Source organism: Collimonas sp. OK307 (assembly GCF_900113705.1).
GTDB lineage: Bacteria > Pseudomonadota > Gammaproteobacteria > Burkholderiales > Burkholderiaceae_D > Collimonas.
In genome coordinates this window covers 17,284-43,762 of the sequence record NZ_FOQI01000010.1, presented here as the reverse complement: position 1 = coordinate 43,762, position 26,479 = coordinate 17,284, and the positions used below count along the sequence as shown (strand labels likewise).

The following is a 26,479-nucleotide window of genomic DNA, read 5'->3' as shown; positions in this document are numbered from 1 at the left end:
GATCTCAGTTTAAGCATCTAAGATTAAGCATCTAAGATTAAGTTAGGGACGCACTCATGCAACGCACCAACAACACCTTCGCACCTGGTCGCAAGCTCGACGTGGTTTGTATCGGTCGCCTGGCGGTGGATCTGTACGCGCAGCAAATCGGCGCGCCGCTGTCCGATGTCAGCAGTTTTGCTAAATACCTGGGCGGGTCTTCCGCCAATATCGCTTTCGGTTGCGCCAGGCTAGGCTTGAAATCGGCGATGCTGGCACGGGTTGGCAACGAACATAATGGCCAGTTTTTGACGACTGCCCTGGCAGCGGAAGGTTGCGATGTCAGCCATATCAAGGTCGATCCGGAACGACTGACTGCGCTGGTGATGCTGGGCTTGAAGGATAAAGATACCTTCCCGTTGATCTTCTATCGCGATAACTGCGCCGACATGGCGCTGGCGGAGGAAGATATCGATGAAACCTTCATCGCTTCCAGCAAGGCGCTGCTGATTACCGGCACCCATTTCTCTACGCAACAGGTACATCGCAGCAGCAGTCTGGCGTTGGAGTATGCGCGCCGCAATAACGTCCGCACGGTGCTGGATATCGACTACCGGCCGGTGCTGTGGGGGCTGACCCAAAAAGGTGATGGCGAGACGCGTTTTATCGCCAACGATGGCGTAACCGCGCATCTGCAAGGGATCTTGCCGAAATTCGACCTGGTGGTAGGCACCGAAGAAGAATTCATGATTGCCGGCGGCGGCCGGGACATCATCGCTTCCCTGAGGGCGGTGCGTGCGGTCAGCCAGGCTTCGCTGGTAGTCAAGCGTGGCCCGCTGGGCTGTACTGTGATCCACGGCGCGATTCCGGAATCGCTGGATGACGGATTCAACTATAAGGGGGTGCAAGTCGAGGTGCTCAACGTGCTGGGCGCGGGCGATGCCTTCCTGTCGGGATTCCTGAAAGGCTGGCTGAATGGCGAGAGTGATGAAAATTGCTGTCGCTACGCCAACGCGTGCGGCGCTTTGGTAGTGTCGCGCCACGCATGTGCGCCGGCGATGCCGACGCCGGTCGAACTGGCATATTTTCTAAAGCATGCCGAGCGCATGCAGCGGCCAGACCAGGATGCACATTTGCAACGCTTGCATAGGGTCACCGTCCCGCGTAAAAACTGGGATGAAGTCAACGTATTTGCCTTTGATCATCGCAACCAGTTCTTTGAGCTGGCACGTGAATCTGGCGTCGGCGAAGCGCGCTTGCCGGAGCTCAAGCAGTTGCTGGTGCAAGCCGTTGCGGCGACCGAACAGGCGCTGGGCTTGCAAGGCAAGATCGGCATCCTGTCTGACGACCGGTATGGGCAGGACGCTCTGAACGCCGCTACCGGGCGTGGCTGGTGGGTCGGTCATGCGGTCGAACTCCCGCTTTCGAATCCGCTGGAATTCGACTACGGCCGCTCAATAGGTTCTCATCTGCTGAGCTGGCCCAAGGAACACGTAGTCAAGTGCCTGGTGCAGTTTCATCCGGATGATGCGGTAGAAAAACGGCTGGAGCAGGAAGCGCAGATTCGCGGCTTGTATGACGCGGTCCAGGTCAGCGGCCACGAATTGCTGCTGGAGATCATCCCGCCCAAGGATTTACCGAAGGCGGACGATACCGTGCTGCGTGGTATCAAGCGCTTGTACAACCTGGGCATTTATCCAGAGTGGTGGAAGTTGGAGTCCATGTCGGCGCCGCAGTGGAATGCCATCGATCGCCTGATTGCCGAGCGCGATCCTTATTGTCGCGGCGTCGTGTTGCTGGGCCTGGCGGCGCCGGTGGAAGAACTTGCGGCCGGTTTCCGCGCCTCGCGCCACAGCAAGACCTGTCGCGGTTTCATGGTTGGACGGACGATTTTCCATGAGCCATCCAGGCGTTGGCTGCAGGGGCAGATAGATGATGCTACGCTGATCCGGCAGGTGCGGACGACTTTCGAGCAGCTTATCGGGGTCTGGCAAGCCAGCCGTAGTGAAGATCAACCCAACACAGCGGAGCGCGCAGCATGAGTGCAGCCAAAACCATACGCCTGACCATGGCGCAAGCGCTGGTGCGCTATCTGGCGGCCTTGCGTGTCGATACCGCGGAGACAGGTAACGAGGTACCTTTGTTTGGCGGCGTGTTCTCGATTTTCGGTCACGGCAATGTGGCCGGCTTGGGCGAAGCTTTGTATCAATACCGGGAACAATTGCCGACTTATCGCGCGCACAACGAACAAGCCATGGCGCACGCAGCAATCGCCTATGCCAAAACCCATATGCGTCGACGCATGATGGCGGTTACCAGTTCGATCGGGCCAGGCGCTACCAATTTATTGACTGCTGCAGCGCTGGCCCACGTGAACCGCTTGCCGGTATTGCTGTTGCCGGGTGATATCTTTGTCTCGCGGCGTCCTGATCCGGTATTGCAGCAGCTGGAAAATTTCCAGGATGGCGGCGTTTCCGCCAACGATGCGTTCAAGCCTTTGTCCCGCTATTTCGACCGCATCTACTATCCGGAGCAATTGCTGACAGCGCTACCGCGGGCGATCCAGGTGTTAACCGATGCCGCCCAATGCGGACCGGTGACGCTGGCCTTGCCGCAAGACGTGCAAACCATGGCTTACGACTATCCGGTTGATTTTTTTGCGCCGAAAACGGTGAAATTCCGCGCGCAGGGCCCGGCCGCAGACGAGTTGCAGGCGGCGCTCGAATTATTGAAAACTGCGAAACAGCCTTTAATCATTGCCGGCGGCGGCGTACTGTACGGCGAGGCGACCGAAGCGTTGCGTTGTTTTGCCGAAAAACATGCGGTGCCGGTGGCGGAAACGCAGGCTGGGAAGAGCGCGTTGGCGTGGCGTCATCCCTTGCAGTTGGGCGCACTTGGCGTGACCGGTTCGCCGGCAGCGAATGCTTTGGCGCAAAAAGCGGATGTGGTGATTGCGGTTGGCACGCGGCTGCAAGATTTTACGACTGGCTCACACTCCCTGTTCGGCCAGGCGAAACTGCTCAGCATCAATGTCAACGCAGTGGATGCCCTCAAATGGCAGGCGACGCCGATGCTGTCCGATGCGCGGTTAGGCCTGGCAGCTTTGTCGCAAGGTTTGAAAGATTGGCGCGCCAGCACGGGCTGGCATGCGCTGGCGCTGGAACAGGCCAACTCCTGGCGCGCTACCGTCGACAGCATTACCGGCAGGCGTGAAATTGAAGCCCCGGCGCTGCCGTATGACGGTGAAGTGATTGGCGCGGTACAGCGCTCCAGCATCGATTCGACCGTGCACGACATCGTGGTCTGCGCCGCCGGCACTTTGCCGGCCGAGCTGCACAAATTATGGCGTACATCCACCCCCGGCGGTTATCACGTCGAATATGGCTACTCCTGCATGGGCTACGAAATTGCCGGCGGCCTCGGTGTCAAGTTGGCGCAACCGGACCGCGACGTGATCGTGATGGTGGGCGACGGTAGCTACCTGATGATGAATTCGGAAATCGCCACCTCGGTCATGCTGGATAAAAAATTGATCATCGTGGTGCTGGATAACCGCGGCTACGGTTGCATCAACCGCCTGCAGCAGGCATGCGGCGGCGCGCCGTTCAACAACATGCTGGAAGATTGCCTGCAAGGCCAGCATGGCGCGCCAGCCATCGATTTTGCCGCGCATGCAAAATCACTTGGCGCGCTGGCGGAAAACGTCAAGACCATCGCTCAGCTGGAAGCGGCGCTGCAACGGGCGCGTGCTGCCGACCGCACCTATCTGGTATGTATCGATACCGATCCGACGCGTACCACGGAAGAGGGTGGTTGCTGGTGGGAAGTGGCGGTGCCGGAAGTGTCGCAGCGGCAGCAGGTCCAGACCGCAAGAGCCGAATACGAACAAGCCCGTCACAGCCAAAAAGTGTGAGTGAAGAGTGTGAATGTTAAATAAGTGTGAATGTTAATAGAGAGATACGGTGAGAGAGACCATGACATTTAACGTAAAGATCGGCATCAATCCGATTTCCTGGATGAACGACGACTTGCCATCGCTGGGCGGCGAGACGCCGCTGGAAGTGGCGTTGAGCGAGGGCGCGCAAATCGGTTATCGCGGCTTCGAGCTGGGCAATAAATTTCCAAAGGAGCCTGCGGCGCTGGCGGCGCTGCTCGGAAAATATCAGCTCGAATGCATCTCGGGCTGGTATTCCGGTCGCCTGGCGACTGGTTCCGTGGAGGATGAAATTGCTGCCGTCGGTCCGCATCTGCGGCTATTGGCGGAAAACGGCTCCAAGGTGATGGTGTACGGTGAAGTAGCCAATGCCATCCAGGGCCGACCCGATCCCTTGTACAAGCGCCCGCGGTTTCTGAGCGATCTGGAATGGCAGCAATACGCCGACAAGCTGACCGCCTTTGCGCGCTTCACTTTATCGCACGGCGTGCGCCTGGCTTATCACCATCACATGGGCGCCTATATCGAGACACCCGCCGATATCGACCGCCTGATGGCATTAAGCGGCGATGAAGTCGGCTTGCTGTTTGACAGCGGCCATGTCACGTTTGCGGGCGGCGATCCTCTGAAAGTGCTGGAGCAGCATATCAAGCGTGTCTGCCATGTCCATTGCAAGGACGTGCGGCCGGCAGTGGTGAAGATGGCGCGCAACGGCAACTGGAGTTTCCTGCAGGCGGTGATCAATGGCGCTTTTACCGTGCCGGGCGATGGCGCTATCGACTTTGACGGTTTGTTGCGCCTGTTATATCAGCATGGCTACGCCGGCTGGTTGGTAGTTGAAGCAGAACAGGATCCGGCTGTCGCCCCGAGCTATCAATATGCCGAAATGGGTTATCGTCATTTGGCGGATCTGGTGAGCGCCATCGAAGTGGACAGTGCCAAGGAGGCAGCATGAGTTTACTTGTAAAGGGGCACGCGCAGGGACGGGAAATCGTCAGCGTCACGCCGCAATCGGCGAACTGGCGTTTTGTCGGCTTTGCCGCATATCGGCTGACGGCAGCAGAGAAGATCAGTTTCGATACTGCCCGGCGCGAAGTATGTATCGTGGTGCTGCGCGGGGTGGTCAGCGTGCAGGCTGGCGATCACACGTGGAAGGAAATCGGCGAACGTCAAAGTGTATTTGATCAAAGCTCGCCGTATGCGGTGTATGTGCCGCATAGCCATGGCGTTACCGTCACCGCGCATGGCGATGCTGAAATCGCCGTCTGCAGCGCTCCCGGCCATGGCGATCTGAGTGCGCGCCTGATAGAACCTGGAACGGCTAAGCGTTCAGTGCGCGGACAGGGCAGCAATACGCGTTATGTCTGCGATATCCTGCCGCAAACCGAGCCGGCCGATCATTTGCTGGTGGTGGAAGTGGTGACGCCGGGTGGCCATTCATCGAGCTATCCGCCGCACAAGCACGATACCGATAACCTGCCGCAAGAGAGTTTTCTCGAAGAGACCTATTATCATCGCCTGAATCCACCGCAAGGTTTTGCTTTCCAGCGTGTGTATACCGACGATCGTTCGCTGGACGAATCGATGGCAGTGGAAAATCACGATGTGGTCATGGTGCCGCGGGGATATCACCCGGTGGTGGCGCCGCATGGCTACGACAGCTATTACCTGAACGTGATGGCCGGGCCTCGGCGCGAATGGTATTTCAAGAACGACCCGGCGCACGAATGGATGTTGCAACGCTGATCCGCCGCCGATTTTGCGACGTCAGCGATGAAGCACGACAATTAATTGCATAAAATCGCAAACTTCGATTGACCAAGACTATCAAATGCACGTATTATTCTGTCTTCGGAATTGCAGTGAGCCTTACTGGGCTTCGCATTACGGCCCACGTGGCGGAATTGGTAGACGCGCATGGTTCAGGTCCATGTGCCGCAAGGTGTGGGGGTTCGAGTCCCTCCGTGGGCACCAGGTAACTGGTGTTGGTAGTAAAGAGAAACCGCATAAACATCAATGTTTATGCGGTTTTTTTCTTTTCCGGAACGAAAACCCGGTGCAGTTCCTGCAGGTATATGCTCTTCTGGTTACGTCTGGCGCAGCTTCTGCCATACTAATTGTTGTTGCAGGTAAAACGATTGCCGTATCATGTGAAAACAATAACAACCTTGGGCGTCCTCAATGGTATTAATCGTTTCACTCTTGCTGGTCTCTCTGTTCGTCCTGTGGGGCGCACTGTCACCGCTCAGCCTGGCTGCACTTATGCAGTCCGCACTGGGCAGCACCATCGCCAATTTCGGCTGGTTCTACCTGTTGTCGATGTTCAGTTTCCTGGTGTTTGCGCTCTATCTTGCATTCGGCCGTTTTGGCACGATCCGGCTAGGCGGCGAGGATGCCGAACCGGATTTCAGCCGCCATAGCTGGTTTGCCATGTTGTTCGCCGCCGGCATGGGCATCGGACTGGTGTTCTGGGGTGTGGCGGAACCGGTTTCTCATTTTGCGACGCCGCCTAGCGGTCCTGCCGGCGGCCCCGAGGCGGCCCGGCTTGGTTTGCGTTATGCTTTTTTCCATTGGGGCTTGCATCCGTGGGCTGCGTATTGCGTGGTGGCGCTGGCGCTGGCATTTTTCCAGTTCAACCGTAATCGCCCGATGTTGATGAGCACCACCTTCGAGCCGCTGATCGGCAAGTATGCGCTGGGCCCGTTGGGCAAGACTATCGACATTCTGGCGGTACTCGCCACCGCTATCGGCGTCGCCACTTCGCTCGGTTTCGGCACGCTGCAAATCAGCAGCGGCCTGCACACGGTATTCGGCTTGCCGAATGGACTGGCCTTGCAGTTGACGGTGATTGCAGTAGCTGCCGGCTTGTACCTGGCGTCTTCCTTGAGCGGGCTGGACCGGGGCGTGAAAATTCTGAGCAACCTCAATATGGTGTTGGCGCTGCTGCTGATGCTGTTTGTGCTGATGCTGGGGCCGACGCTCTTCATCATGGATTCGCTGACCACCACACTGGGCGACTACCTGGACAGCCTGGTCAGCATGAGCATGCGTATGACGCCGTTTTCAAAGGGTACCTGGATTGCCGACTGGACCTTGTTCTACTGGGCGTGGTGGGTTACCTGGGCACCGTTCGTCGGTACCTTCATCGCGCGTATTTCGCGCGGCCGCACCATCCGCGAGTTCGTTACCGGCGTGTTGCTGGTGCCATCGCTGATCAGCTTCATGTGGTTCGCCACATTTGGTGGCGCTGCGCTGCATGGCATCATGTTCGAGCACTTGCCGCTGGTCGAGATCGTCAAGCAGGATAGTTCGCTGGCGTTGTTCGCGCTGCTCCAGCATCTGCCGTGGAGTACGCTGACTTCGTTGATCGCAATTATCCTGGTCTCGGTGTTTTTCGTTACCTCGGCCGATTCCGCCACCTTCGTGCTCGGCATGATGACCAGCAACGGTAACCCGGCACCTTCAGCCAGGATCAAGCTGGCATGGGGCGTGTTGACCGCACTGATTGCAGGGGTGCTCCTGATGGCCGGGGGCTTGAAGGGTTTGCAAACGACCTCGATCGTGATCGCCTTGCCGTTCATGATCATCATGCTGATCATGTGCGCCAGCCTGTTCCGGGCCTTGGGCGAGGAGGCTGACAGGCTGGAGCGCCGACGCAATGCGCGCGACCGCCTGTTGGAGCGGCTGTTGCGCGAGCGTGAGCAAACGCCTTCCTGATCTGCCGCTTTTCTGCTTACCTGGCAAATTGAATCTGGCAAGTCCGCGGGACTTGCCAGATTCAATTTTTATCCTGATCCCGAGTTCTGATCAGTTCTTTGCCGGCGCTGCCGGGCAGCCGCGCCAGTTGGTTGCCGCTGGAATCGATTCACCTTTCATGACCAGTGTCAGTGCGCCCAGTTTGGCGTTGTCGTTGACTACCGCGCCGTACAGTACAAAGCTGCGCGGCCCCATGTAGACCCGGTTGCCGATGTTGACGTGGTCGATCTTCATGACCCGGTCTTCGAACAGGTGGGTTTGCGGGCAAGCCTGCGCATTCAGTTCACTGTAATCGCCGATGGTAACGCAATCGAACTCGGTGATGTCTGTAGTGTTCATGTAAACCCCGCGGCCGATACGGCAGCCCAGCAGATTCAGGGCCAGCGGCAGCCACGGCGTGCCGCGCAGGTAATTCATGAAATTCGGTATCGTAATCCCTTCATACAGATTGGTAACACCCTCCGAGAGCCAGACGAATGGGGTCCACATCGGGATGCTGCACTTCTTGTAGCGCCCGATCAGCAGCCATTTCAGGGCGGCGATAAAGATGAAGGTGCCGATGCCGTACAAAAGTCCGGCAGTGGTGAGCAGGGAGATCACTTCACCCCACTGGCCAGCGCCGGCCAGAGGCATCAGGTTCAGCACCACGGTGTAACCGACGGCGATCACAATCGCATGCGGCGAAACGATGCGGAAACCTTCCACTAATGCACGGCCCAGGCGGCGCCGGCGCGATGGCCGGAACGTCAGATGCTCGGGGAAGCCGCTGGTTTGCTCACGTGCCGGCAGGTTGATCGGCGGCGAGCCGAGCCAGGTATCGCCTGGCTGCATGCGGTGATTGTCCGGCGTGCGGGAATGGACGCCGATCAACACGTTTTCCGGCAGGATGCTACCGTCCGGCACGTAGGCGCCGTTACCGACAAAACTGCGGCGCGAGATGATGGTTGGCTTCATGGTCATCCAGCCGCCGTCGATCTGCTCGTCGCCCAGCAGGACGGCGTCGGCGATGAAGGTATCTTCGCCCAGGGTCAGCATGTCAGGCACCACGCCGAGTGCAGTCGAGATCTCGGCATGGCGGCCGACTTTCGCGCCCAGCAGGCGGTACCAGATCGGCGCGTAGACGGTCGCATACACGCCATGCAATACGCTCAGGCTGGATTCCTGGATCTGGTTGACCAGCCATTTGCTGCAATAGATATTGCTGCGCACCGGCCAGCTGCCGGCCCGCATGCGCGGCAGCAGGCTCCAGCGAATCCCGGCCGAGAGCAACGCTGTGCATACGATCAGCACGGCCGTGGCTGGGAAAGCCATGACGAAATATTTGGACAGCTGGAACGCCACGTTACCGTTACTTGACAGCCAAGGGAAGCGATCGGTATCGTCGAGCCAGTCGATCAGGATGAAGCTGGGGAATACCGGCATGAAGAACAGGGTAGTGATCAGGAAGGCGCCGAACAGGAAAAATATCGACTCGCCCAACTGGCGCTTGTGTGTGACTGGCGGCCGTGGCGGTTTGGATGCCTGGTCGAAAGCGCCGGAGTCGCGCGCCGGTGAGCCGGTCCAGATGCGGCCGGCCGGTACGGTCTGGCCTTCGCTGATAGCGCTCTGGCCCTCCACATGGCCGAACGCGCCGACACCAGTGTTGCCTTCCATGACAACGTAGGAACCGATGCAGCTTTCGCGCTGCAACGTGATCGGTCCAAGCCACAGTTCGCCATGTTCGACACGGGCATTTTCAAAATTGACGGCATTGCCGATGCTCACGCCATCTTCTATGGTGAGCAAATCGTGCGCGCGCAAAGTCATGGAGCCGATGACGACTTCCGAGCCGATGCGCGCACCGAGCGCCCTCAGCCACCAGCTGTACAGGGTCGAACCGCTCAGCAGGTAGGCCGGCGCTGCCTCGATCAGGCGGTCGGCCAGCCACCAGCGGTAGTAGGTGAGGCCCCAGAGTGGGTAGCGGCCGGCTTTCAGGCGTCCTGCAATCAGCCATTTTGCGGCAATCGCAATCGCGAATTCAAACAAGGTGGCCAGCAAGAACACACCGACCGATACTGCGATCGCCACGGCGATGGAGTCGCCCGGATCGCCGGTGAAAAAGTGATAGGTAAAGAACGGCGCCAGCCACTGCATCATGCGCATCGCCACCAGCCACGGCACGGCGGCGGCTTGTGCAGCGCCGCAGACCCAGCGTTTCAGATCCGACGGCGCGGTCCAGCTGGTGTCTACCGCGATACCGGCAACCGGCGCTACCGCCAGTACCTGGGCGATGCGGCCGACGGTGCGGTTCATGTAAATGTCGCGCACGGTCACATGGGCGAAATCGGGATTGGCGCGCAATGCAGAGGCGAGTTTTGCCGCAAACAGCGAATGACCGCCGAGATCGTTGAAAAAATCTGCACTGCGTTGGATCGGCTGACCGGGGAACAGTTTGTTCAGTGCGCCGAATAGCGCTATTTCGGCCGGCGTTTCGGGAGTGTCGGAATCAAGACTGACGTTGCCGGCACTAACCGCGGCGAGGGGGCGCGCTTTTAACGCTTTACGGTCGATTTTACCGGAGGTCAGGCGCGGCATTTCCGGCATCGGCTCAAAGAAACCTGGCACCATGTAGGGCGGCAGGCGCTCGGCCAAAGCACTCCGCAGCACCGCGGGCGCAAGCTCAGATCCACTCTCCGGTACGATGAAAGCAATCAGCTGGTCGATGCCGTCTTCCTGGCGCAACACTACCGCTACGGTGCCAACGCCCGGCTGACGCGCCAGCACTTCTTCGATTTCACCCAGTTCGACCCGAAAGCCCCGAATCTTAACCTGGTCGTCGGTACGGCCCAGGCATTGGACCCGGCCATCAGCCTCGATCCGCGCCAGGTCGCCGGTACGGTACAGGCGGCGGTCATAGTGGCCGCTCGACCACGGATTTGCCAGGAATTTCTCGGCGGTCAGCTCGGGGCGTCCCAGATAACCTTCGGCAACGCCGGGACCGGTGATGCACAATTCGCCTACTTCGCCGCGCGGCAACAGGACCAGGCCATTTTCTACGGCGGGATTAATTACCAGCAGGCCGTAATTGGGCAACGGCCGGCCGATGGTTACCGGTTCATTGGCGTGCAGTTCAGCCAGGCTGGCCGATACCGTTGCTTCGGTGGGGCCGTAGGTATTGAATATATGGCGGCCGGATTCAGGCTTTGCCCAGCGTGCGACCAGCGCTTCCGGACACATTTCGCCACCGAGATTGATGATGCGCAAGCTCGGCACATCCTGATTGAACAGCGCCAGCAGGGTTGGCACGGCATGTAATACGGTGACGCCGTTTGCGGCGAGTGCCAGCGGCAACGCTTCGGGATCGGAGGCCAGCTCCTTGGGGGCGATCCAAAGCGTGGCGCCAACCAGGTAACTGATCCATATTTCTTCGAACGACATGTCGAACGCTACCGAAAAGCCTTGATAGACGCGATCGCCGCCGGCAACGCCCAGCACAGCGTTTTCACTGCGCAGGAAATGGCAGATTGCGCCTTGCGTGATGGCGATGCCTTTCGGCTTGCCGGTTGAACCTGAGGTATAGATGACATACGCCGGATCGCTACGCTGGGCATTTTTGCGGCGTTGCAGCGGTGCGTCGGCTGGCGCCAGCAACTGCTCGGCGGTCCAGACCTGACAGCCGATTTGCCCCGGCTCCAGGCGCGTGGCGAATTGCTGGCAACTGACAATCCCGGGAGCGTGTGCGTCTTCCAGGCAGACTGCGATGCGTTCCACCGGCGTATCGGCATCCAGCGGTAGCCAGGCGGCGCCAGTTTTGGCGATGCCGGCTTGCATGATCAGCAGGTCGATGCCGCGCGGCAGCCACAGTCCGACAATCTGCCCTGGCCCCACACCGGCAGCGATCAGACGTGAAGCCACCTGGTCGGCACGTTGGCTGAGTTCCTGATAGCTCAGCTGGCGCTCGCCAAAAATCAAGGCGATCTGGTCTGGTACGCGCGCAGCGGTAGCCTCCAGCAGATCGGCCAATACCTCATCGCGTATCAAGTCAGCCTGAGCTGCCCCGTGCAAAATGTCCGGGTTGGTAGAAAAACTGCTGGCGACTGCGCTATCAACGTGCAAAGACTGGGTCATGGATGAGGCAAGTGAAAATAATCGGAAAAAGAAGGTAAGCCAGAGAAGGCAAGCCAGCGATGGTAGCACGGCCGATATAGGTAGCGTTCAGACAATTTTATGCTGTTGCATTTGCCGATGCGTGATAGCGACACGGGCGGCGATTTTCATCTCAAGACGGCCATCGCCCGCTGTTGTTTCCGGGTATTTGCAAGGATGTAACAAGGTATTATTTTATTCCTTGCCAATGACTTGCTACTTAGAAACTATTGGTCGTATGATGGGGCATCCGATACCTGGATTCAAGTAGTGTCGTTTTTTCGCAATTTCCAGCGAGGGCGCTCAAGCTTTCTGACTGTGCAAATTCATCGGCGAGGTTTTGTGATACAGCGATTGAATAAATTCTGGACTAAAGACGGTGGCATGCGCTGGATCAAGGTGACTTTGCCTTTTCTGGCGATTGTGCTGTCGATGGTAGGACTGCTGATGTTCAGCATGAGTATACTGTCTTCTGTGCGGGCGTTTGTCGGCGGTGAAAGCTTGTGGTCGAAGGCGCAGAAGGAGGCGGTATCCTATCTGAGTCAATATGCGGTTACGCAAGCCGAAACCGACTACCAGAAGGCGCTGCGGGCGCTGATGGTGCCGCTGGGCGATCGCCGCGCCAGGGATGAGCTGGACAAACCCGTTCCAGATTTGCAAGTAGCGCGCCAGGGATTTCTGGAAGGCGGCAATCATTCCGACGATATCGACGGCATCATTTTCCTGTATCGTAATTTCAAGAATTTCAGCCTGCTGGCAGAGCCGCTCGCCAATTGGCAGATTGGCAACGGGCTGATTGAAGAGTTGGCTGCGGAGGCAACGCGTTTGCATGCGGCGATCGCTGCCGGCAACCCGGAGTCATCGACGCTGAAGGCCAGTATCGCCCGTATTCGTGATATAGACGCCCGTCTGACGCCTTTAGAGTTACGCTTTTCGGCCAGCTTGGGAGAGTCTTCGCGGCAGGTCCAGCGCTTGTTGTTGTTTGCGACATTGGCGATTGCGATTGTATTGACGATATTCGGCAGCTGGATTTCACGTTATCTCCTGAGCAAGAGCGACGAGTTCGAAAAAGCGTTGAAGATCAGCCAGGAACGCCTGCACCTGGCGCTGGTCGGGAGTAACGATGGTTTGTGGGACTGGGATATCCAGGCAGACAACATCTACTATTCGCCACGCCTGACGGAATTGCTGGGTTACACACTGGACGATGGCGAGCCGACTCCGGTGCAATTCCTCAACTGCATTTATCCCTCGGATCTGGCTTCGGTCCGGGCAAAACTGACTTCCCATCTGTACGATAATTCGCCCTGTGACATCGAATTCAGAATAGTCACCAAGTCGGGCGATTTGCGCTGGGTGCGCTCGTGCGCACAGTCCACCAGCAATGCCGCTGGCCAGCCGGTGCGCATGGCTGGCTCGTTTACCGATATCACCGCCCGCAAACGGTCCGAAGAACAACTATTTGCCGCAAAGGAACGGGCTCAGGTTACGCTGGAATCGATAGGTGAGGCGGTAATTACCTTGGGCACCGACGGTTTGGTCGAATATCTGAATCCAACTGCAGAAATATTAACCCGATGGACACTGGAGTCGGCGCGCGGCCTGCCGCTGACAAAAATTCTGAGCGTGGTGGGCGAGGCGTCCGGCAAGCGGAATCATGACCTGATCAATCAGATTCTCGAGAATGGCAATCCGGTCGACCGCGAAACCAATTTGTTGTTGATATGTAATGACGGTAGCGAAGTGGCGGTCAATCTGTCAGCCGAACCGATACGTAACCTGAGTGGCGAAACCATCGGTACCGTGCTGGTTTTGCATGACGTCAGCAAGGAGCGCGAATACGCGGCGCAGTTGTCGTATCAGGCCAGTCACGACGAATTGACCGGGCTCATCAATCGGCGCGAGTTCGAACGCCGCCTGACGGTGGCGATGATTACTTCGCGTGATCAGCAGCGCCAGCACGCGGTGCTGTATCTCGATCTGGACCAGTTCAAGGTGGTCAATGACACTTGCGGCCATGCCGCCGGCGACGAACTGATCCGGCAAATAAGCGTGCTGCTGAAACAGCATTTGCGAGACACCGACACCATCGCGCGGCTGGGGGGCGACGAATTCGGCGTATTGCTGGAGAACTGTCCGGTCGAATATTCGCAGCGGGTCGCGGAAGGGCTGCGGCAGACGGTCGCCGATTTCCAGTTCCTCTGGGCCAACAAGCCGTTCACCATCGGGGTTAGCATCGGCCTGATTAATCTGGCGGGAGAAATGCATACGCTGGGCCAGATCATGAGCGCGGTCGACGCTGCCTGTTACCTGGCCAAGGAAAAGGGCCGCAACCGGGTGCACGAGTACCGGCTGGATGACAGTGAGCTGTCAACCCGGCACGGCGAGATGGAGTGGATAACCCGTATCAATGAAGCGCTTGTCAAAGATAGATTTTGCCTGTTCTCACAAGATATAGTCGCTTTGGGCAAACCTTCCAGCCATGGCGTGCATTTTGAAATCCTGCTGCGCATGCTGGACAAGGACAACAATCTGGTGCTGCCGATGGCGTTCATTCCTGCCGCGGAACGTTACAACCTGATGCCGGCTATCGATCGCTGGGTGGTCTCTACGGTATTTGCCACGCTGGCGAAAATGCAGGAGCAGGGGGGCGGCCAGGATATTGAGAGCTGCGCCATCAATTTGTCGGGCGCCAGTGTCGGGGATAACGATTTTCTCAATTTTGTGCGGGAACAGCATGTGAAATACAACATAGCGCCGCAAAGTATCTGTTTTGAAATTACCGAGACCAGCGCTATTGCAAATTTTGCCAAGGCCGCACACTTTATCCAGGAATTAAGAAGTGTCGGTTATCGTTTTGCGCTGGATGATTTCGGCGCAGGCATGTCTTCGTTTGCCTACCTGAAGAATTTGCCGGTTGATTTCATCAAGATTGACGGTTGTTTTGTAAAGGACATGTTGAATAGTCCGACCGACTACGCGATGGTCGAGGCGATCAACAAAATCGGCCACCTGATGGGGAAACAGACGATTGCCGAATTTGCCGTCAATGAACGGATTATCGGTACGCTGACTGAGATTGGGGTGGATTTCGCTCAGGGATACGGTATCGGGCGGCCGCGCGCCTTTGGCGTCGAAACCAGCAAAATCTTGCAGAATGTCGGGTAAATAACTCAAGTTGACCGACTGAAACTAAGCCAGCGCTGCTTTCAACATGTTTCTAAAGGTGCGTGGCGTGCATTGATCTATCACTACGCGCGGCGTTCCGTGCCATGCGGCAAGACGCTGTAATGCTGCGGCCAGTTCGGTCACGAGTCTCTGGCTGACGCGGGTCCCCGGTTCCAGATATAGCGCCTTCACTTGAAACACACCTTCGCTGCGGTGTGCTTTTGCATCCAGTCGTCCTGCCAGTGCGCCGCGATGCAGGATCGGCAGCGTGAAATAGCCATAGCTGCGCTTGGCTTCAGGTGTGTAGCACTCAAGCCGGTAATCGAAATCGAATAATTCCAATGCGCGCTTGCGGTCCCATACCAGTGGATCGAAGGGCGAGAGCAGGCTGGTGGTGGTCGGTTTCAACAAGCCGCCGGCGGCTGCCAGCGCCAGTTCGCGATGGGCCGGGTGAATATATACTGGCTGCTGCCAACCTTCGACCGTCGCCCTGAGCAGGCTGCCGTCGTCGACCAGGGTTTCGGGGTCGGGTTTGGGGCGGCTCTTGGCGGTGCGGAAATAATCGCCGATCCAGCTGGCTTTCGCCACTCCCAATGCTTGTACCGCCTTGAGCAGCAGGGTGCGCTGCGTATCCGCGGTGGACGGCATGTCGGCATCGTCCCAGTCCGGCAAGATGCGTTCGGCGAGATCGTAGATCCGATGAAAATTATGGCGCTTGGCGATCATCAGGCGACCGGCGGTAAACAATACTTCAAGAGAGCGTTTTTCCGGTTTCCATTCCCACCAGCCGCCGCCTTTACCGTCGGTACGCTTGAAATCGGCCGAGCGCACCGGGCCGTGTTGCCGGATATGCAGCAGCAGTTGCTCTATGGTCGCGCGATGCTCATCCATCCATTTGGCGGAATATTTCCAGCCCATCGAGCCGGGATCGATCATGCGGTGGCGGTACAAACCGTAATCTTCGATCGGCAGGAAACTGGCTTCGTGCGCCCAGTATTCGAACAACTGACGTTCCTCCAGCAGCTCGTCCAGCCACTGCTGCGGGTAGCTGCCGAGCCGGCTCCACAGCACCAGATATGGGCTGCGCGCCACCACATGGATGGTGTCGATTTGCAGTACGCCCATTTGCCGGATGGCGGCCAGTACGTCCTGCTTGACGGCTTTCTTGCGCACCGGATTGAGCAAGCCTTGCGCTGCCAGTTGCAGGGCGCGCGCGGCAGGTATCGAGAGCTGGATAGTAGTCACGCCGGATTGCGCATGGATGACTGCAGATTCACAGGTCAGATGCCAATGCTGCTTAAATCGAGGCGGCCGTCCCGGAGCGGCGGGCACCAGTAGTAGCCGCCGGTCACCGGCCGTGAAAAGCTGAACAGGGCGTCGACGATATTGTCTTCGTGGCCCAGCATGCGGCGCAGGACGTTTTCGAAGCGGTCGCTGGACTCGCCGTAAGCGATGAATTCTGTGCCTTGTTGCAGGCCTGTATCCCACGGCATGGAGTGACGCACCATGTAAGCTTCGGGCGTAAAACTTTCCTGAGCCGTACGTTTGGCATGGGCCGATTCGGGAGCATCCTCGATTTCCTCGTTGTCGCTAATCTGACGGCCGATGCTGGCATCGCGCTGCGCTGCCGGGAAGCCGCGGAAACGCGTCAAATCATGGATCCAGCGTTGTACCGCGACAAAACTTGAACCTTGACGTCCTGCGCCTTCCGCTACCAGCGCAGCGGCAATGGCGGCCGCATCTTTGGGGTTTTCGGTACCATCCTCATAACCGGTCAGATCGCGGTTGTCGCGATAACGGAAGGTGTCCAGCGCGTCTTCCAGCACCAGTGCATCGCCCAGAAGTTCGACCAGTTGTGCGGTACGCTCGAACAGGCTGCTGCGCTCGCTGCCGCGCAATAAAATCCACATGGCTTGCTGGGTGGACGGTGCAGCGCAGCCGTGTCCTTCAAGTGCCGGGAACGGACGCAGGCCTGCGACATGCTGATCCAACGCGTCAACCAGGGGCATACCCAGGCCTACGACGCCCCAGTCAGCCGCGAACACTTCGCGCAGCCGGGTCAGGGCCGCTTGCAGATTGTGAGCGATGTTGTGGTCATTAAGGCGAAAGGCGAGCGAACGGCCGAGTGGCGCGAGTGCATCGAGAATTCCTGGCTGAGCTTGAGCGGCGGTTGCGGGCATTACTTATCCTTTGATACTAAAGCGAGGGAAGGGATGGAGGGTGATATTAGCGGATTTTGACAACTTTTTCCGTTGCCGGCAAATTTGTATGAGTCTACGTCAGGTTTCAGGGTTTTGTTGCAAGCCTGGCCTGCCGCTTGCGCAAGCCTGCGATGATGTCGCGCCCCACGAAATATTCAGTCAACCTGGTTTTTTGATGCGGCAGCAACTGGCTGGCGGCAATCAACTCCGGCCATGCTGACAAGGCTCTCTTGCAGACATCGGAAATAACCTGGCGCAGCGGCGGTTCCAGCATGCCGCTGCGATTGGCGAAAGCGCGCAAGGTCTGCGGCGACAGGAAAGACCTTTTGGCTTGGCCGTCGGCAAATTTGAGGGCGTGGCCACTGCCGTTCAGGTACACGCTATATGCCACCACATCGTAGGCCGGCGAGAATTCAATCCGGCCGTCGGCCAGATAGCGGATGCCGAAATTTTTCAAATGGGCGTCGTAGTTGCCTATCAATTCGTTGACGGTGATACGGCGCAGCAGTTCATGGCAGGCAGTTTCGCCCAGCCCCGGCACAGCTTGCATCACCAGCGCCATATCGGCGTAGGTGGCGCCGGTATATTTCTTGTCGGGATCGACACCTAGTATCTGGCAAAAATCTTCCACGTGCAGCCGGCCCGGCTGATCCCGGTCGAATCTTTGCACTGCCAGGAACTGCTGGTTTTCTCCTGCAGCATATGGGTGCCCGGCCATGATCGCCGCCAACGGTTGCAAGCTGGCGCTGCACACGGTAACGCCGGCAGCCTGGGCCAGTTGCAACGATAGATGTTCGACTTCCGGCAGATGGTCGTATTGCGCGGTTGGCAGCTTGCCGATGATGTGGGCGTCTTTGTGGCGGGTGCGGCTGACATACCTGCCGCCTTCCTGGATCAGGGCCAGTTTCGGTTGCATACCGGAAATCGAGACGCCGTCAACCAGCGGCGCCGCTATCACGCTTTCTTCTATGGCTTCCTGGCCTTGGGTCACCAGGCGCGTCATCATGGAGCGCGTCAGTTTGGTTGGGATAGCCCTGACTGCGCCCGGCAAGTCGCGGCCGCAGGCAGCCAGCAGTTCGAAATGATCGTCTTCCGCGCATTGGCGCTCGATGGCAATTTGCTTGCGCAATACGCCTTCCGGCAGCAAGTTCTGGAAAAAGGCAGGCAGCCGCATCTGGCCAGGCGAATTGAAAATCGCCGCCAGTGGATTAAGCAGTAAAGCCATATCCTGTTGCGGCGTGGCTGCGCGCATCGATAGCGACAAGGTCGGCCGCTGCGGATCCTGGGCATAGGCGGGGTCGACCTGGAAGCGCACCATGTCGCCATACTGGAACAGGATGCCGACCTGGCGATCTGCCACAAAAATATCCAGTGCGCTGAGATTCATCGATCGTTCCTTTCGTTCCTTTTCCGGGCCAGCGCCGCCGCCACCAGGCTTAGTACTTCGTCTTCAGCCGGCGGGTTTGCTGCAATCGAGGAAGCCATGGCTTTGGGTAACAGCATCACTTCCAGTCCCAATTGGTCGGCAATCGTCATCAGGGTGCTGAGGCGAGGATCGTTCTTGCCAGCAAGAACGCCGCGTATTGTTACTGCGGTCAATCCACTGTTGCGGGTCATGGTGATGACCGGTAGCGCCAGTCGGTCTTTGGCTTGGCGGAGGATGGCGGATAGCTCGCTTAAGGTTTTCATGAGATCAATAAACTATCTTTTATGAACTTAAGAACAGTATAGTATCTTTTATTGGAAAAGATAATTAAATATCCTTATTTATATTAAGGATATTTAAATATCTTTTTGTGAATGTTTGTGTCAGGCAAAAACCATATAAGCATTGCTGAAAACCTTCGTTTTAGAAGTGGCTTGAATCGATTAACTTGGCGCAAAGACCGAATAGCTTCGCCGTCAGTTCCGTCACCCGGTTTTATTAATTACTTAGCCGATTCAATTACCAGGAGGGTTTGCATGATCGCTCGTCTTTTCAAACATTTGCCAGTCTTAGCGGCAGCTTCAGTCATCGCGTTGCTGTCCAATCAGGCTTGGGCCGCCGAACAGGAAGTCAATGTCGCCTACCAGACGGTGGTCGAGCCAGCCAAAGTCGCTCAGGCGGACGGCGCATATGAAAAGGCCAGCGGCTGGAAAATAAACTGGAAAAAATTCGATAGCGGCGCTGACGTCATTACCGCGGTAGCTTCCGGCGATATCCAGGTGGGATATGTCGGCAGCAGCCCGCTGGCAGCTGCGGCGACGCGCGAGCTGCCGATCGAAACCATCCTGATTGCGGCGCAGATCGGTCAGGCCGAGGCGTTGGTGGTCCGCAACGGCAGCGGCATTAACACGGCGCAGGACCTGATCGGTAAAAAGATCGCGGTGCCATTTGTTTCAACCACTCACTATAGCTTGCTGGCGGCCCTCAAACACTGGGGCGTTCCTGCATCCAAGGTGCAGATCCTGAATCTGCGGCCGCAGGAAATTACGGCGGCATGGCAGCGCGGCGATATCGATGCCGCTTACGTGTGGGATCCGACGCTGGGCAAGGTCAAGGAATCCGGTAAAGTCCTGACCGACTCGGCCGAGGTGGCCAAGTGGGGTGCGCCGACTTTCGACGCCTGGATCGTGCGCAAGGATTTTGCGCAAAAGCATCCTGATTTTGTGACTGCCTTCGTCAAAGTCACCGGTAAAGCCTATGCCGATTACCGTAGCCACGGCGCGGACTGGAAAGCGGGCTCACCGCAATTCGAAAAGATTGCACGACTGACTGCGGCCAAGCAGAGCGATATTGCCGAGCTGCTGGCCGGCAGTGGCTTTCCTACGCTGGCTGAACAGGGGCAACTGTTGAGCGGTTCCACCGTCAAGGCGTTAGCTGCGACGGCCGGCTTCTTGCAAGAGCAAAAGAAAGTAGAGCGCGTATTGCCGGATTATCAACCCTATGTCAATCCGGCATTCGTCAAGCAAGCCGCACTCCAGTAAGGAATTCTCATGATTCGTCTGCAATCGGTGAGCGTGGCGTATCCAGGCGCCGGCGTTGCATGGCCGCAACAAGTCTTGCGCGATATTTCGCTGGATCTGCACGATGGCCGGTTTACGGTAGTAATCGGCGAATCCGGCTGTGGCAAGACCACGTTGCTCAATCTGATTGCCGGCTTTTTGAAGCCAAGCTCGGGTTTCGCCAGTATCGATAACGTGCCGATTACCGGGCCAGGCGCCGAGCGCGGCGTAGTGTTTCAGAGCGATACCTTGCTGCCTTGGCAAACGGTGCAGGAAAATGTCGCATTCGGGCTGCGGCTGGCCGGGCAATCGCCGCAACAACGGCAAGCCAAGGCACACGAATACCTGGCGCTGACCGGCCTCCGGGACTATGCAGATGCGGCCATTTGGGAATTATCAGGCGGTATGCGCCAGCGCGTCAGCCTGGCGCGCGCATTAGCGGTAGATCCGCGTTTCCTGCTGCTGGATGAGCCGCTGGGTGCACTCGATGCCCTGACGCGCGAACAGATGCAGGAGCATCTGCTGCAGGTCTGGAAGGCATCCGGCAAGGGCATCTTCATGATTACCCATAGCGTCGAAGAAGCCTTGTTCCTGGCAACCGACCTGGTATTGCTGCGGGCGCGGCCGGGAAGAGTGGATAGCGTGCGTCAGCTTGAGTTCGGCGCCCGCTTTGCCGCTGGCGAGCCGGCACGCAGCATCAAGTCAGATCCGGGTTTCGTTCATTTGCGCGAGGAAATCCTGGAACAACTGCTGCATCCAGAAGCACAGATCGATCCCCGCAGTGATGTTGTATCGGAGGAGGTCTTGGCATGAGTGAATTATCTGTCACGTTTTCGCCGCTGGAATATGAGTTGCAACCGGAGCCGCCGGATTATGCAACGCCACTGACGTTGGCCCCGAAAATCAAAGCCGGGCACGCCATTTCCGAGCGCAGCATCACCTCGCTGACAGTGGCGGCCTTGCTAAGCCTGTGGTGGCTGGCCAGCGCCCTTGCACTGGTGCCGCCACTGTTCCTGCCGTCGCCGGTGGCGGTATTGCAAAAATTCAAGGCGGTGGCCATCGACGGGTTTGTCGACGCTACATTGTGGCAGCATGCCTTTACCAGTATCGCCCGCGTATTTGCAGCGCTGCTGCTGGCCATCGCCAGCGCCATTCCGGTGGGCATCCTGATTGGCTTGAGCCCTCGTGCACGCGCCGTATTCGATCCCCTGATCGAGTTTTACCGGCCGATCCCGCCATTGGCCTATTTGCCACTGATCGTGATCTGGTTTGGCATCGGCGAGCTATCCAAGGTGCTGCTGATCTACCTGGCGATTTTCGCGCCGCTGGCGATTGCCACCTTGCATGGTGTGCGCCGCGTCGATCAAAACCGCTTGCGGGCGGCGCAGACACTGGGCGCTTCGCGCTGGCAGCTGATTCGTTTTGTCATCTTGCCATCTGCGGCGCCCGATGTGCTTACCGGGATCCGGATTGGCCTGGGCGTAGGCTGGTCGACCTTGGTGGCAGCGGAATTGATTGCCGCTACGCGTGGGCTGGGTTTCATGATCCAGTCGGCTGCGCAATTCCTGGTAACCGATGTGGTGATCATGGGGATTCTGGTGATTGCGTTGATTGCATCGGGTTTTGAATATGGGCTGCGCTGGCTGCAACGCAAATACGTGCCATGGGAAGGGCGTGCATGAATTTGTGGCCAAAATGGCCACAGTGGCAACGGATAGCTGGCTGGCGAGGGATGGTCGTTTAGTCCCGACTTCTTGCACAATCCTCCAAAGTTGTCATTGGCTCACGCCGCGTCGGATCGAAAAATAGTAGACTCGATCAAACGCTGTGAAAGGCTGAAAATGAATAATTCAGGATCAATGCAAGAGGCAGCCGCCGAGCAAGCTGCATCGCTGCAGCAAATCGAGCTGGCGCGCCTGATTGCGCAATACGCCACGGAAGGCATACACCAGACGGCGATTGCGCCACTCCACCTGGCGCGTCTGTCGCAACCGTCGGCGCCTGCCCATGCCTTGCATAAGCCGGCGTTGTGCATCATTGCCCAGGGACAGAAGCAAACGATGCTGGCCGACGAAGTCTATATTTACAATCCCACTCAATATCTGGTGGTCTCGGTTGACTTGCCGGTGACGGGGCATGTGACGCAAGCGACGCCGGAGCAGCCTTATCTGAGCCTGCGGCTGGATCTTGATCCGAAGGAGATCGGCGACCTGATCATGGCGGGCGAGGGGCACGTAAAAAAAGCCGATCTGCCGGCACGCGGCATGTTTGTCAGCAAAGCTAATTCCAGTCTGCTGGATGCGGTGCTACGCCTGATGCAGTTGCTGGCGACTCCGAAGGATATCGCGGTACTGGCGCCGCTGGCGATACGGGAAATCCTGTATCGGCTGCTGCAGGACGAGCAGGGCGGCATGTTGCAGCAGATCGCCATGTCCGACAGTCAGGCACAGCACGTGGTGAAGGCGATCGATCTGATCAAGCGCGATTACCGGTTGCCGCTGCGGATAGAAAACCTGGCGCGCGAAGCTAACATGAGTTCATCCTCGCTGCACCATCATTTCAAGGCGGTGACGGCGATGACGCCTTTGCAATACCAGAAACAGCTCAGGCTGCAGGAAGCACGTCGGCTCTTGTTCGCGCAGGTTGGCGACGCCGCCACGGCAGGGCATCTGGTCGGCTATGAAAGCCCTTCGCAATTCAGCCGCGAGTACAACCGCATGTTCGGTTCGCCGCCGGCGCGCGATGTTGCACGCTTGCGTGCTGCTGGCGCAACTGGCACTGCTGCGGTCGGCAGCCCTGCTTAAGGCGGGCTGCCGGGCCTAGTCGGCGCGCCGCATGCGGCGGCGCGACACGCTCTCCTGGGTGGCCGCGACTATCAGTATTACGGTGGTCAGGCCTGAGACCATCAACTGATCGGTGAAGTAGGCGAACGGGATCAATAACGCCAGCGCCACCAGTCCGATCACATGAGAAAACGGAAACCGGTGGTAGAGCACGGTCTTGTAGATGCCGTTGCCGGACAAATACACCATCGGTCCGCCGATCAGGACCGCCAGCGATTTGGTATCTATATGTCTGGCCGGATCGGCGATCGCCAGTTCATTGCCGACGGCGGTAATGATCACGCCGGCGACGATGATGACGTGGGTGTAGTGGAAATACGCCCCGATACGTCCCGGATCTTTGGAATGCACGATGGCTTCGGTGCCGGCCTGGCTGCTGGTGTCGAAATAGATCCACCACATCGCCAGGCTGCCAAGGAAGGCCACCAGGAAGGCGATCAAGGTAGGTGCATTCCAGTTTGCCATATGGCTGATGGTAGCGCCGGTGACAAGGATCGATTCACCCAGCGCCACAATCACGAACAACTGGCAGCGCTCGGCCATGTGGCCACCCTCTATGGTCCATTCCTGCGTCCGGGAGCGGCCCATGCCCGGCAGCCACAGGCCGAACATCGGCGACACATATTCGCACGCCACTGCAAGCATCCAGAACCATAGCCGGTAATTGCCTGCAGACAGGCCGCCGGCAATCCAGAATGCGCCCGAGATGCACAGCCAGCCGAGCATGCGCTGGAAATTCTTGCTCAGGGCATGATGGCGCCCCAGGTGGAATACCACAAACAGGGTGCGGCCGATCTGCATGGTGGCGTAGCACATGGCAAAAATCAGGCCGCGCTCCCCAAACGCATCAGGCAGCACTGCCGACATGACCAGGCTGACCAGCATGATGGCGAGCAGTAGCAACCTGATCGGCATTGTATCCGGGTCGAACCAGTTGGTCACCCAGCAGGTGTACTGCCAGACCAGCCATACCGCAAACCACAGGACCAGGGTTTGAAAAGCCCCCGGCGGGGTGAGGTTTTCCAGCAAATGGTGGGATAACTGAGTAACGGCAAAGACATATACCAGATCAAAGAACAGCTCGACCGGCAGCACTTTGGCTTCGTGGCCATCGCGGGTACGAAGGAGATTGGCCTTGCCCCAGATACTCATCGCTTTTCCTTGTCTCCATATCGTCGCCTATGCGACTATAAAATGCCAAACCTCACTGCTTTGACGGCCGCCGCGGTTTTGTTGGTTGCGTTGAGCTTCTTCAGGGCGTTCGAAATATGGAAATTTACCGTACGATCGGAAATACGCATGATCTCGCTGATTTCGCCTGAAGTCTTGCCGTCGGCGGTCCAGCGCAGCACGTCGATTTCCCGCGCGGTTAATTGCGCAGCGGCTTCCGGCATGTGCTCCTGAATCAGCAACAGCGACAAGCCTTCATGTGCTGCGTTGACCAGCCATGATAGTTTCTTCGAAATTTCACGCAGCTCTGCAGCCGAAATGCTCTCATCCGAACGCGATAAATTGAGCAGTCCGCTAATGCCTTTTGCATCATGGCAGGATTGCGCCCAGCCCGTATGCAAGCCATGTGCATGCGCGTCTTCCCAGAACGAGCGGTTGCTGGTGACTTGCGCGTCGGACCAGACTAACGGCAAGTTCGATTGCCGGCCATGCGCCACGGTGGGGTCGATGTGCTGGTAGCTTTCTTGTGCGTAGCGTTGCTGCCACGTTGTGGGGTAGTTGTTTAAGTTGAGTACCTTGGGTTCGGCCAACGGCCACGGCAAGCGCATGTCGTAAGAGCAGTAATCGAAGCCCAGCTGCTTGGCGACGCCGGACAATGCATCAAAAAAAGTGGGCGCGGATTCGGCGCTCAACATGGACTGTATCTGTTGTTCTTGCCAGCTAAGCATACCTACCTACCCGTAAAGCAAAAAATTTCCATGGGCAAATTTAACATGTTTTATGCGCTGCCAACATCGAGTGAATATACAAAAATAATGATTGAATAATTATTGATTGCACACTTACGGCGCTGCCCGCCAGCGCCTGGATTTAAATAAACCGCATCTTGAAAGTCTTGCCCTTGATATTGCCGCTGCTAAGCCGGCCGAATGCCTGCTTGGCAATGCGCTTATCCAATGCCACGTAGGTGACGAAATCAAAGACGCTGATCTTGCCGACTTGCTCCTTATTCAAGCCGACATCGCCGGTCAGCGCGCCCAGCAAATCGCCCGGACGCAGCTTGTCTCGTTTGCCGCCCATGATGCATAGCGTCACCATCGGCGCCGTCAACGGTTCGCCATAGGCCGGTTCCAGCTCAGCCAGGTCGAACCAGCTGACCGGTCCTTGCTGGTAATCCTCGATCAGCTTGACCCATTTTTTTTCATTCGGTGCGCACAAACTCAGCGCCAGCCCGCGTTCCTGGCCGCGGCCGGTGCGGCCGATGCGATGGATGTGGACTTCGGTATCCTTGGAAACGTCGACATTGATGACCGCACCCAGGGTCTGGATATCCAGGCCGCGCGCGGCAACGTCGGTGGCTACCAGCACTGAACAGCTTTGATTGGCGAAAAGTACCAGAATCTCGTCACGTTCGCGTTGTTCCAGTTCGCCATACAGCGCCAATGCGCTGAAACCCTGTGCACGCAGTTCGTCGGCCAGTTCACGGCAATGAATCTTGGTGTTGCAAAAAGCGATGGTCGACACCGGTTTGTAGTGGTTCAGCAGCTGCGCTACAGCGGCGTTGCGGCCTTCATAAGAGACTTCGTAAAAGCGTTGTTCGATGCGGACCGTATCGTGTTGCGCCTCGACTTTCACCTCGACCGCATCGCGCAGGAATTCCGCGCTGGCCTTGCGGATATCGTCCGGATAGGTGGCGGAAAACAGCAAGGTCTGGCGCCGCGCCGGGCAGGCGCTGACGATGCCTGAGATTTCTTCGTAAAAACCCATGTCGACCATGCGGTCGGCTTCATCCAGCACTAGTGTCTGGACCGTGCCGAGGTTGATGCTGCCGCGCCCGATGTGATCGCGAATACGTCCCGGTGTGCCGACAATGATATGGGCGCCATGCTCCAGCGAGCCGATTTGCGGTCCCATCGGCGTACCGCCGCACAGCGTCAGGATCTTGACGTTGTCGGCGAAGCGCGCCAGCCGGCGCAGTTCCTTGGCGACCTGGTCTGCCAGTTCACGCGTAGGGCACAGCACCAGCGCCTGGATCGCGAAGTAGCTCGGGTTGAGTTTGTGCAGGATGCCGATGCCGAAGGCGGCTGTCTTGCCGCTGCCGGTCTTGGCCTGGGCGATCAGGTCGCGCCGCTCGAGGATGACCGGCAGGCTCTGGGCCTGGATCGGGGTCATTTCGTGATAACCGAGGCTATCCAGGTTGCTGAGTAATGCCGGCGCCAGCGGGAGATTGGAGAATGAGGATGTTTTCACGATGATGTCGTCGCCAGCTTAAAAGGGAGGGAAGTCTAACAGGTGGGCGGACTTAGGGCCACAACGGC

18 protein-coding genes and 1 tRNA gene are annotated in these 26,479 nt (G+C 57.9%); 11 read left to right on the top strand and 8 right to left on the bottom strand.

Going from position 1 to position 26,479, the window contains the following annotated elements; translation table 11 throughout:
• Nucleotides 1-56: 56 nt before the first annotated feature.
• The 6 genes from iolC (at nucleotide 57) to BM205_RS14200 (ending at nucleotide 7,630) form a co-directional block, all read left to right on the top strand.
• A complete protein-coding gene (gene iolC, locus BM205_RS14225; RefSeq protein WP_092415540.1) occupies nucleotides 57-2,021 on the top strand; it encodes a bifunctional 5-dehydro-2-deoxygluconokinase/5-dehydro-2-deoxyphosphogluconate aldolase in 1,965 nt (654 codons plus the stop codon).
• Nucleotides 2,018-3,892 (top strand): 3D-(3,5/4)-trihydroxycyclohexane-1,2-dione acylhydrolase (decyclizing), encoded by a 1,875-nt coding sequence (gene iolD, locus BM205_RS14220; protein ID WP_092415539.1) that lies wholly within the window; start codon nucleotides 2,018-2,020, stop codon nucleotides 3,890-3,892. The genes iolC and iolD overlap by 4 nt, the downstream gene beginning before the upstream one ends.
• 61 nt (nucleotides 3,893-3,953) lie before the next feature.
• Nucleotides 3,954-4,868: a myo-inosose-2 dehydratase gene (gene iolE / locus BM205_RS14215; protein WP_092415538.1), complete on the top strand. Its 915-nt coding sequence runs from the start codon at nucleotides 3,954-3,956 to the stop codon at nucleotides 4,866-4,868.
• Nucleotides 4,865-5,659 carry a 5-deoxy-glucuronate isomerase gene (gene iolB / locus BM205_RS14210; protein WP_092415537.1) on the top strand — a complete coding sequence of 265 codons (795 nt, stop codon included), beginning with the start codon at nucleotides 4,865-4,867 and terminating at the stop codon, nucleotides 5,657-5,659. The genes iolE and iolB overlap by 4 nt, the downstream gene beginning before the upstream one ends.
• A 143-nt stretch (nucleotides 5,660-5,802) precedes the next feature.
• A tRNA-Leu gene (locus tag BM205_RS14205) sits at nucleotides 5,803-5,887 on the top strand.
• Between the two features lie 207 nt (nucleotides 5,888-6,094).
• Entirely contained in the window at nucleotides 6,095-7,630 is a 1,536-nt protein-coding gene (locus tag BM205_RS14200; RefSeq protein WP_092415536.1) for a glycine betaine uptake BCCT transporter, read from the top strand.
• Between the two features lie 90 nt (nucleotides 7,631-7,720).
• Here the strand turns inward: BM205_RS14200 and BM205_RS14195 are convergent, their stop codons facing one another.
• Nucleotides 7,721-11,776 (bottom strand): Pls/PosA family non-ribosomal peptide synthetase, encoded by a 4,056-nt coding sequence (locus tag BM205_RS14195; RefSeq protein ID WP_092415534.1) that lies wholly within the window; start codon nucleotides 11,774-11,776, stop codon nucleotides 7,721-7,723.
• A gap of 372 nt (nucleotides 11,777-12,148) precedes the next feature.
• On the opposite strand from BM205_RS14195, the gene BM205_RS14190 reads away from it, so the two are divergent.
• Nucleotides 12,149-14,962, top strand: a complete 2,814-nt coding sequence (locus BM205_RS14190) for an EAL domain-containing protein (RefSeq protein ID WP_092415532.1) — start codon at nucleotides 12,149-12,151, stop codon at nucleotides 14,960-14,962.
• A 24-nt stretch (nucleotides 14,963-14,986) separates the two neighbouring features.
• Here the strand turns inward: BM205_RS14190 and BM205_RS14185 are convergent, their stop codons facing one another.
• From BM205_RS14185 to BM205_RS14170, 4 genes are all read right to left on the bottom strand, one after another.
• Complete coding sequence (locus tag BM205_RS14185) at nucleotides 14,987-16,207, bottom strand: winged helix-turn-helix domain-containing protein (protein ID WP_092415530.1); 1,221 nt, start codon at nucleotides 16,205-16,207, stop codon at nucleotides 14,987-14,989.
• Nucleotides 16,208-16,242: 35 nt separating this feature from the next.
• Nucleotides 16,243-17,142: a Dyp-type peroxidase gene (locus BM205_RS14180; RefSeq protein ID WP_092415528.1), complete on the bottom strand. Its 900-nt coding sequence runs from the start codon at nucleotides 17,140-17,142 to the stop codon at nucleotides 16,243-16,245.
• A gap of 106 nt (nucleotides 17,143-17,248) precedes the next feature.
• Nucleotides 17,249-18,550: a type II toxin-antitoxin system HipA family toxin gene (locus BM205_RS14175; protein WP_092415527.1), complete on the bottom strand. Its 1,302-nt coding sequence runs from the start codon at nucleotides 18,548-18,550 to the stop codon at nucleotides 17,249-17,251.
• Nucleotides 18,547-18,852 (bottom strand): hypothetical protein, encoded by a 306-nt coding sequence (locus tag BM205_RS14170; protein WP_092415525.1) that lies wholly within the window; start codon nucleotides 18,850-18,852, stop codon nucleotides 18,547-18,549. The genes BM205_RS14175 and BM205_RS14170 overlap by 4 nt, the downstream gene beginning before the upstream one ends.
• A 273-nt stretch (nucleotides 18,853-19,125) precedes the next feature.
• On the opposite strand from BM205_RS14170, the gene tauA reads away from it, so the two are divergent.
• From tauA to BM205_RS14150, 4 genes are all read left to right on the top strand, one after another.
• Nucleotides 19,126-20,130: a taurine ABC transporter substrate-binding protein gene (tauA, locus tag BM205_RS14165; protein ID WP_092415523.1), complete on the top strand. Its 1,005-nt coding sequence runs from the start codon at nucleotides 19,126-19,128 to the stop codon at nucleotides 20,128-20,130.
• Between the two features lie 3 nt (nucleotides 20,131-20,133).
• Nucleotides 20,134-20,961 (top strand): taurine ABC transporter ATP-binding protein, encoded by an 828-nt coding sequence (locus BM205_RS14160; RefSeq protein ID WP_371326497.1) that lies wholly within the window; start codon nucleotides 20,134-20,136, stop codon nucleotides 20,959-20,961.
• Nucleotides 20,958-21,830 (top strand): taurine ABC transporter permease TauC, encoded by an 873-nt coding sequence (gene tauC, locus BM205_RS14155; protein ID WP_217646049.1) that lies wholly within the window; start codon nucleotides 20,958-20,960, stop codon nucleotides 21,828-21,830. Before BM205_RS14160 ends, tauC begins: the two co-directional genes overlap by 4 nt.
• 159 nt (nucleotides 21,831-21,989) lie before the next feature.
• On the top strand, nucleotides 21,990-22,952 hold the full coding sequence (locus BM205_RS14150; protein ID WP_092415519.1) for an AraC family transcriptional regulator: 963 nt from the start codon (nucleotides 21,990-21,992) through the stop codon (nucleotides 22,950-22,952).
• 15 nt (nucleotides 22,953-22,967) lie between these two features.
• On the opposite strand, the gene BM205_RS14145 is transcribed toward BM205_RS14150, so the two are convergent.
• From BM205_RS14145 to dbpA, 3 genes are all read right to left on the bottom strand, one after another.
• A complete protein-coding gene (locus BM205_RS14145) occupies nucleotides 22,968-24,143 on the bottom strand; it encodes a low temperature requirement protein A (protein ID WP_092415517.1) in 1,176 nt (391 codons plus the stop codon).
• 35 nt (nucleotides 24,144-24,178) lie between these two features.
• Nucleotides 24,179-24,856, bottom strand: a complete 678-nt coding sequence (locus tag BM205_RS14140) for a LuxR family transcriptional regulator (protein ID WP_254783896.1) — start codon at nucleotides 24,854-24,856, stop codon at nucleotides 24,179-24,181.
• A gap of 175 nt (nucleotides 24,857-25,031) precedes the next feature.
• Entirely contained in the window at nucleotides 25,032-26,411 is a 1,380-nt protein-coding gene (gene dbpA, locus BM205_RS14135) for an ATP-dependent RNA helicase DbpA (RefSeq protein WP_092415513.1), read from the bottom strand.
• Between the last annotated feature and the right edge of the window lie 68 nt (nucleotides 26,412-26,479).

Bases quoted from the DNA above. Each gene is read 5' to 3' on its own strand.
- BM205_RS14175 (WP_092415527.1), bottom strand. From the start codon at position 18,550: ATGAATCTCAGCGCACTGGATATTTTTGTGGCAGATCGCCAGGTCGGC.
- iolC (WP_092415540.1), top strand. From the start codon at position 57: ATGCAACGCACCAACAACACCTTCGCACCTGGTCGCAAGCTCGACGTG.
- tauC (WP_217646049.1), top strand. From the start codon at position 20,958: ATGAGTGAATTATCTGTCACGTTTTCGCCGCTGGAATATGAGTTGCAA.
- BM205_RS14200 (WP_092415536.1), top strand. From the start codon at position 6,095: ATGGTATTAATCGTTTCACTCTTGCTGGTCTCTCTGTTCGTCCTGTGG.
- iolB (WP_092415537.1), top strand. From the start codon at position 4,865: ATGAGTTTACTTGTAAAGGGGCACGCGCAGGGACGGGAAATCGTCAGC.
- BM205_RS14150 (WP_092415519.1), top strand. From the start codon at position 21,990: ATGAATAATTCAGGATCAATGCAAGAGGCAGCCGCCGAGCAAGCTGCA.
- BM205_RS14180 (WP_092415528.1), bottom strand. From the start codon at position 17,142: ATGCCCGCAACCGCCGCTCAAGCTCAGCCAGGAATTCTCGATGCACTC.
- iolE (WP_092415538.1), top strand. From the start codon at position 3,954: ATGACATTTAACGTAAAGATCGGCATCAATCCGATTTCCTGGATGAAC.
- BM205_RS14140 (WP_254783896.1), bottom strand. From the start codon at position 24,856: ATGTTGAGCGCCGAATCCGCGCCCACTTTTTTTGATGCATTGTCCGGC.
- tauA (WP_092415523.1), top strand. From the start codon at position 19,126: ATGATCGCTCGTCTTTTCAAACATTTGCCAGTCTTAGCGGCAGCTTCA.
- BM205_RS14170 (WP_092415525.1), bottom strand. From the start codon at position 18,852: ATGAAAACCTTAAGCGAGCTATCCGCCATCCTCCGCCAAGCCAAAGAC.
- iolD (WP_092415539.1), top strand. From the start codon at position 2,018: ATGAGTGCAGCCAAAACCATACGCCTGACCATGGCGCAAGCGCTGGTG.
- BM205_RS14145 (WP_092415517.1), bottom strand. From the start codon at position 24,143: ATGAGTATCTGGGGCAAGGCCAATCTCCTTCGTACCCGCGATGGCCAC.
- BM205_RS14195 (WP_092415534.1), bottom strand. From the start codon at position 11,776: ATGACCCAGTCTTTGCACGTTGATAGCGCAGTCGCCAGCAGTTTTTCT.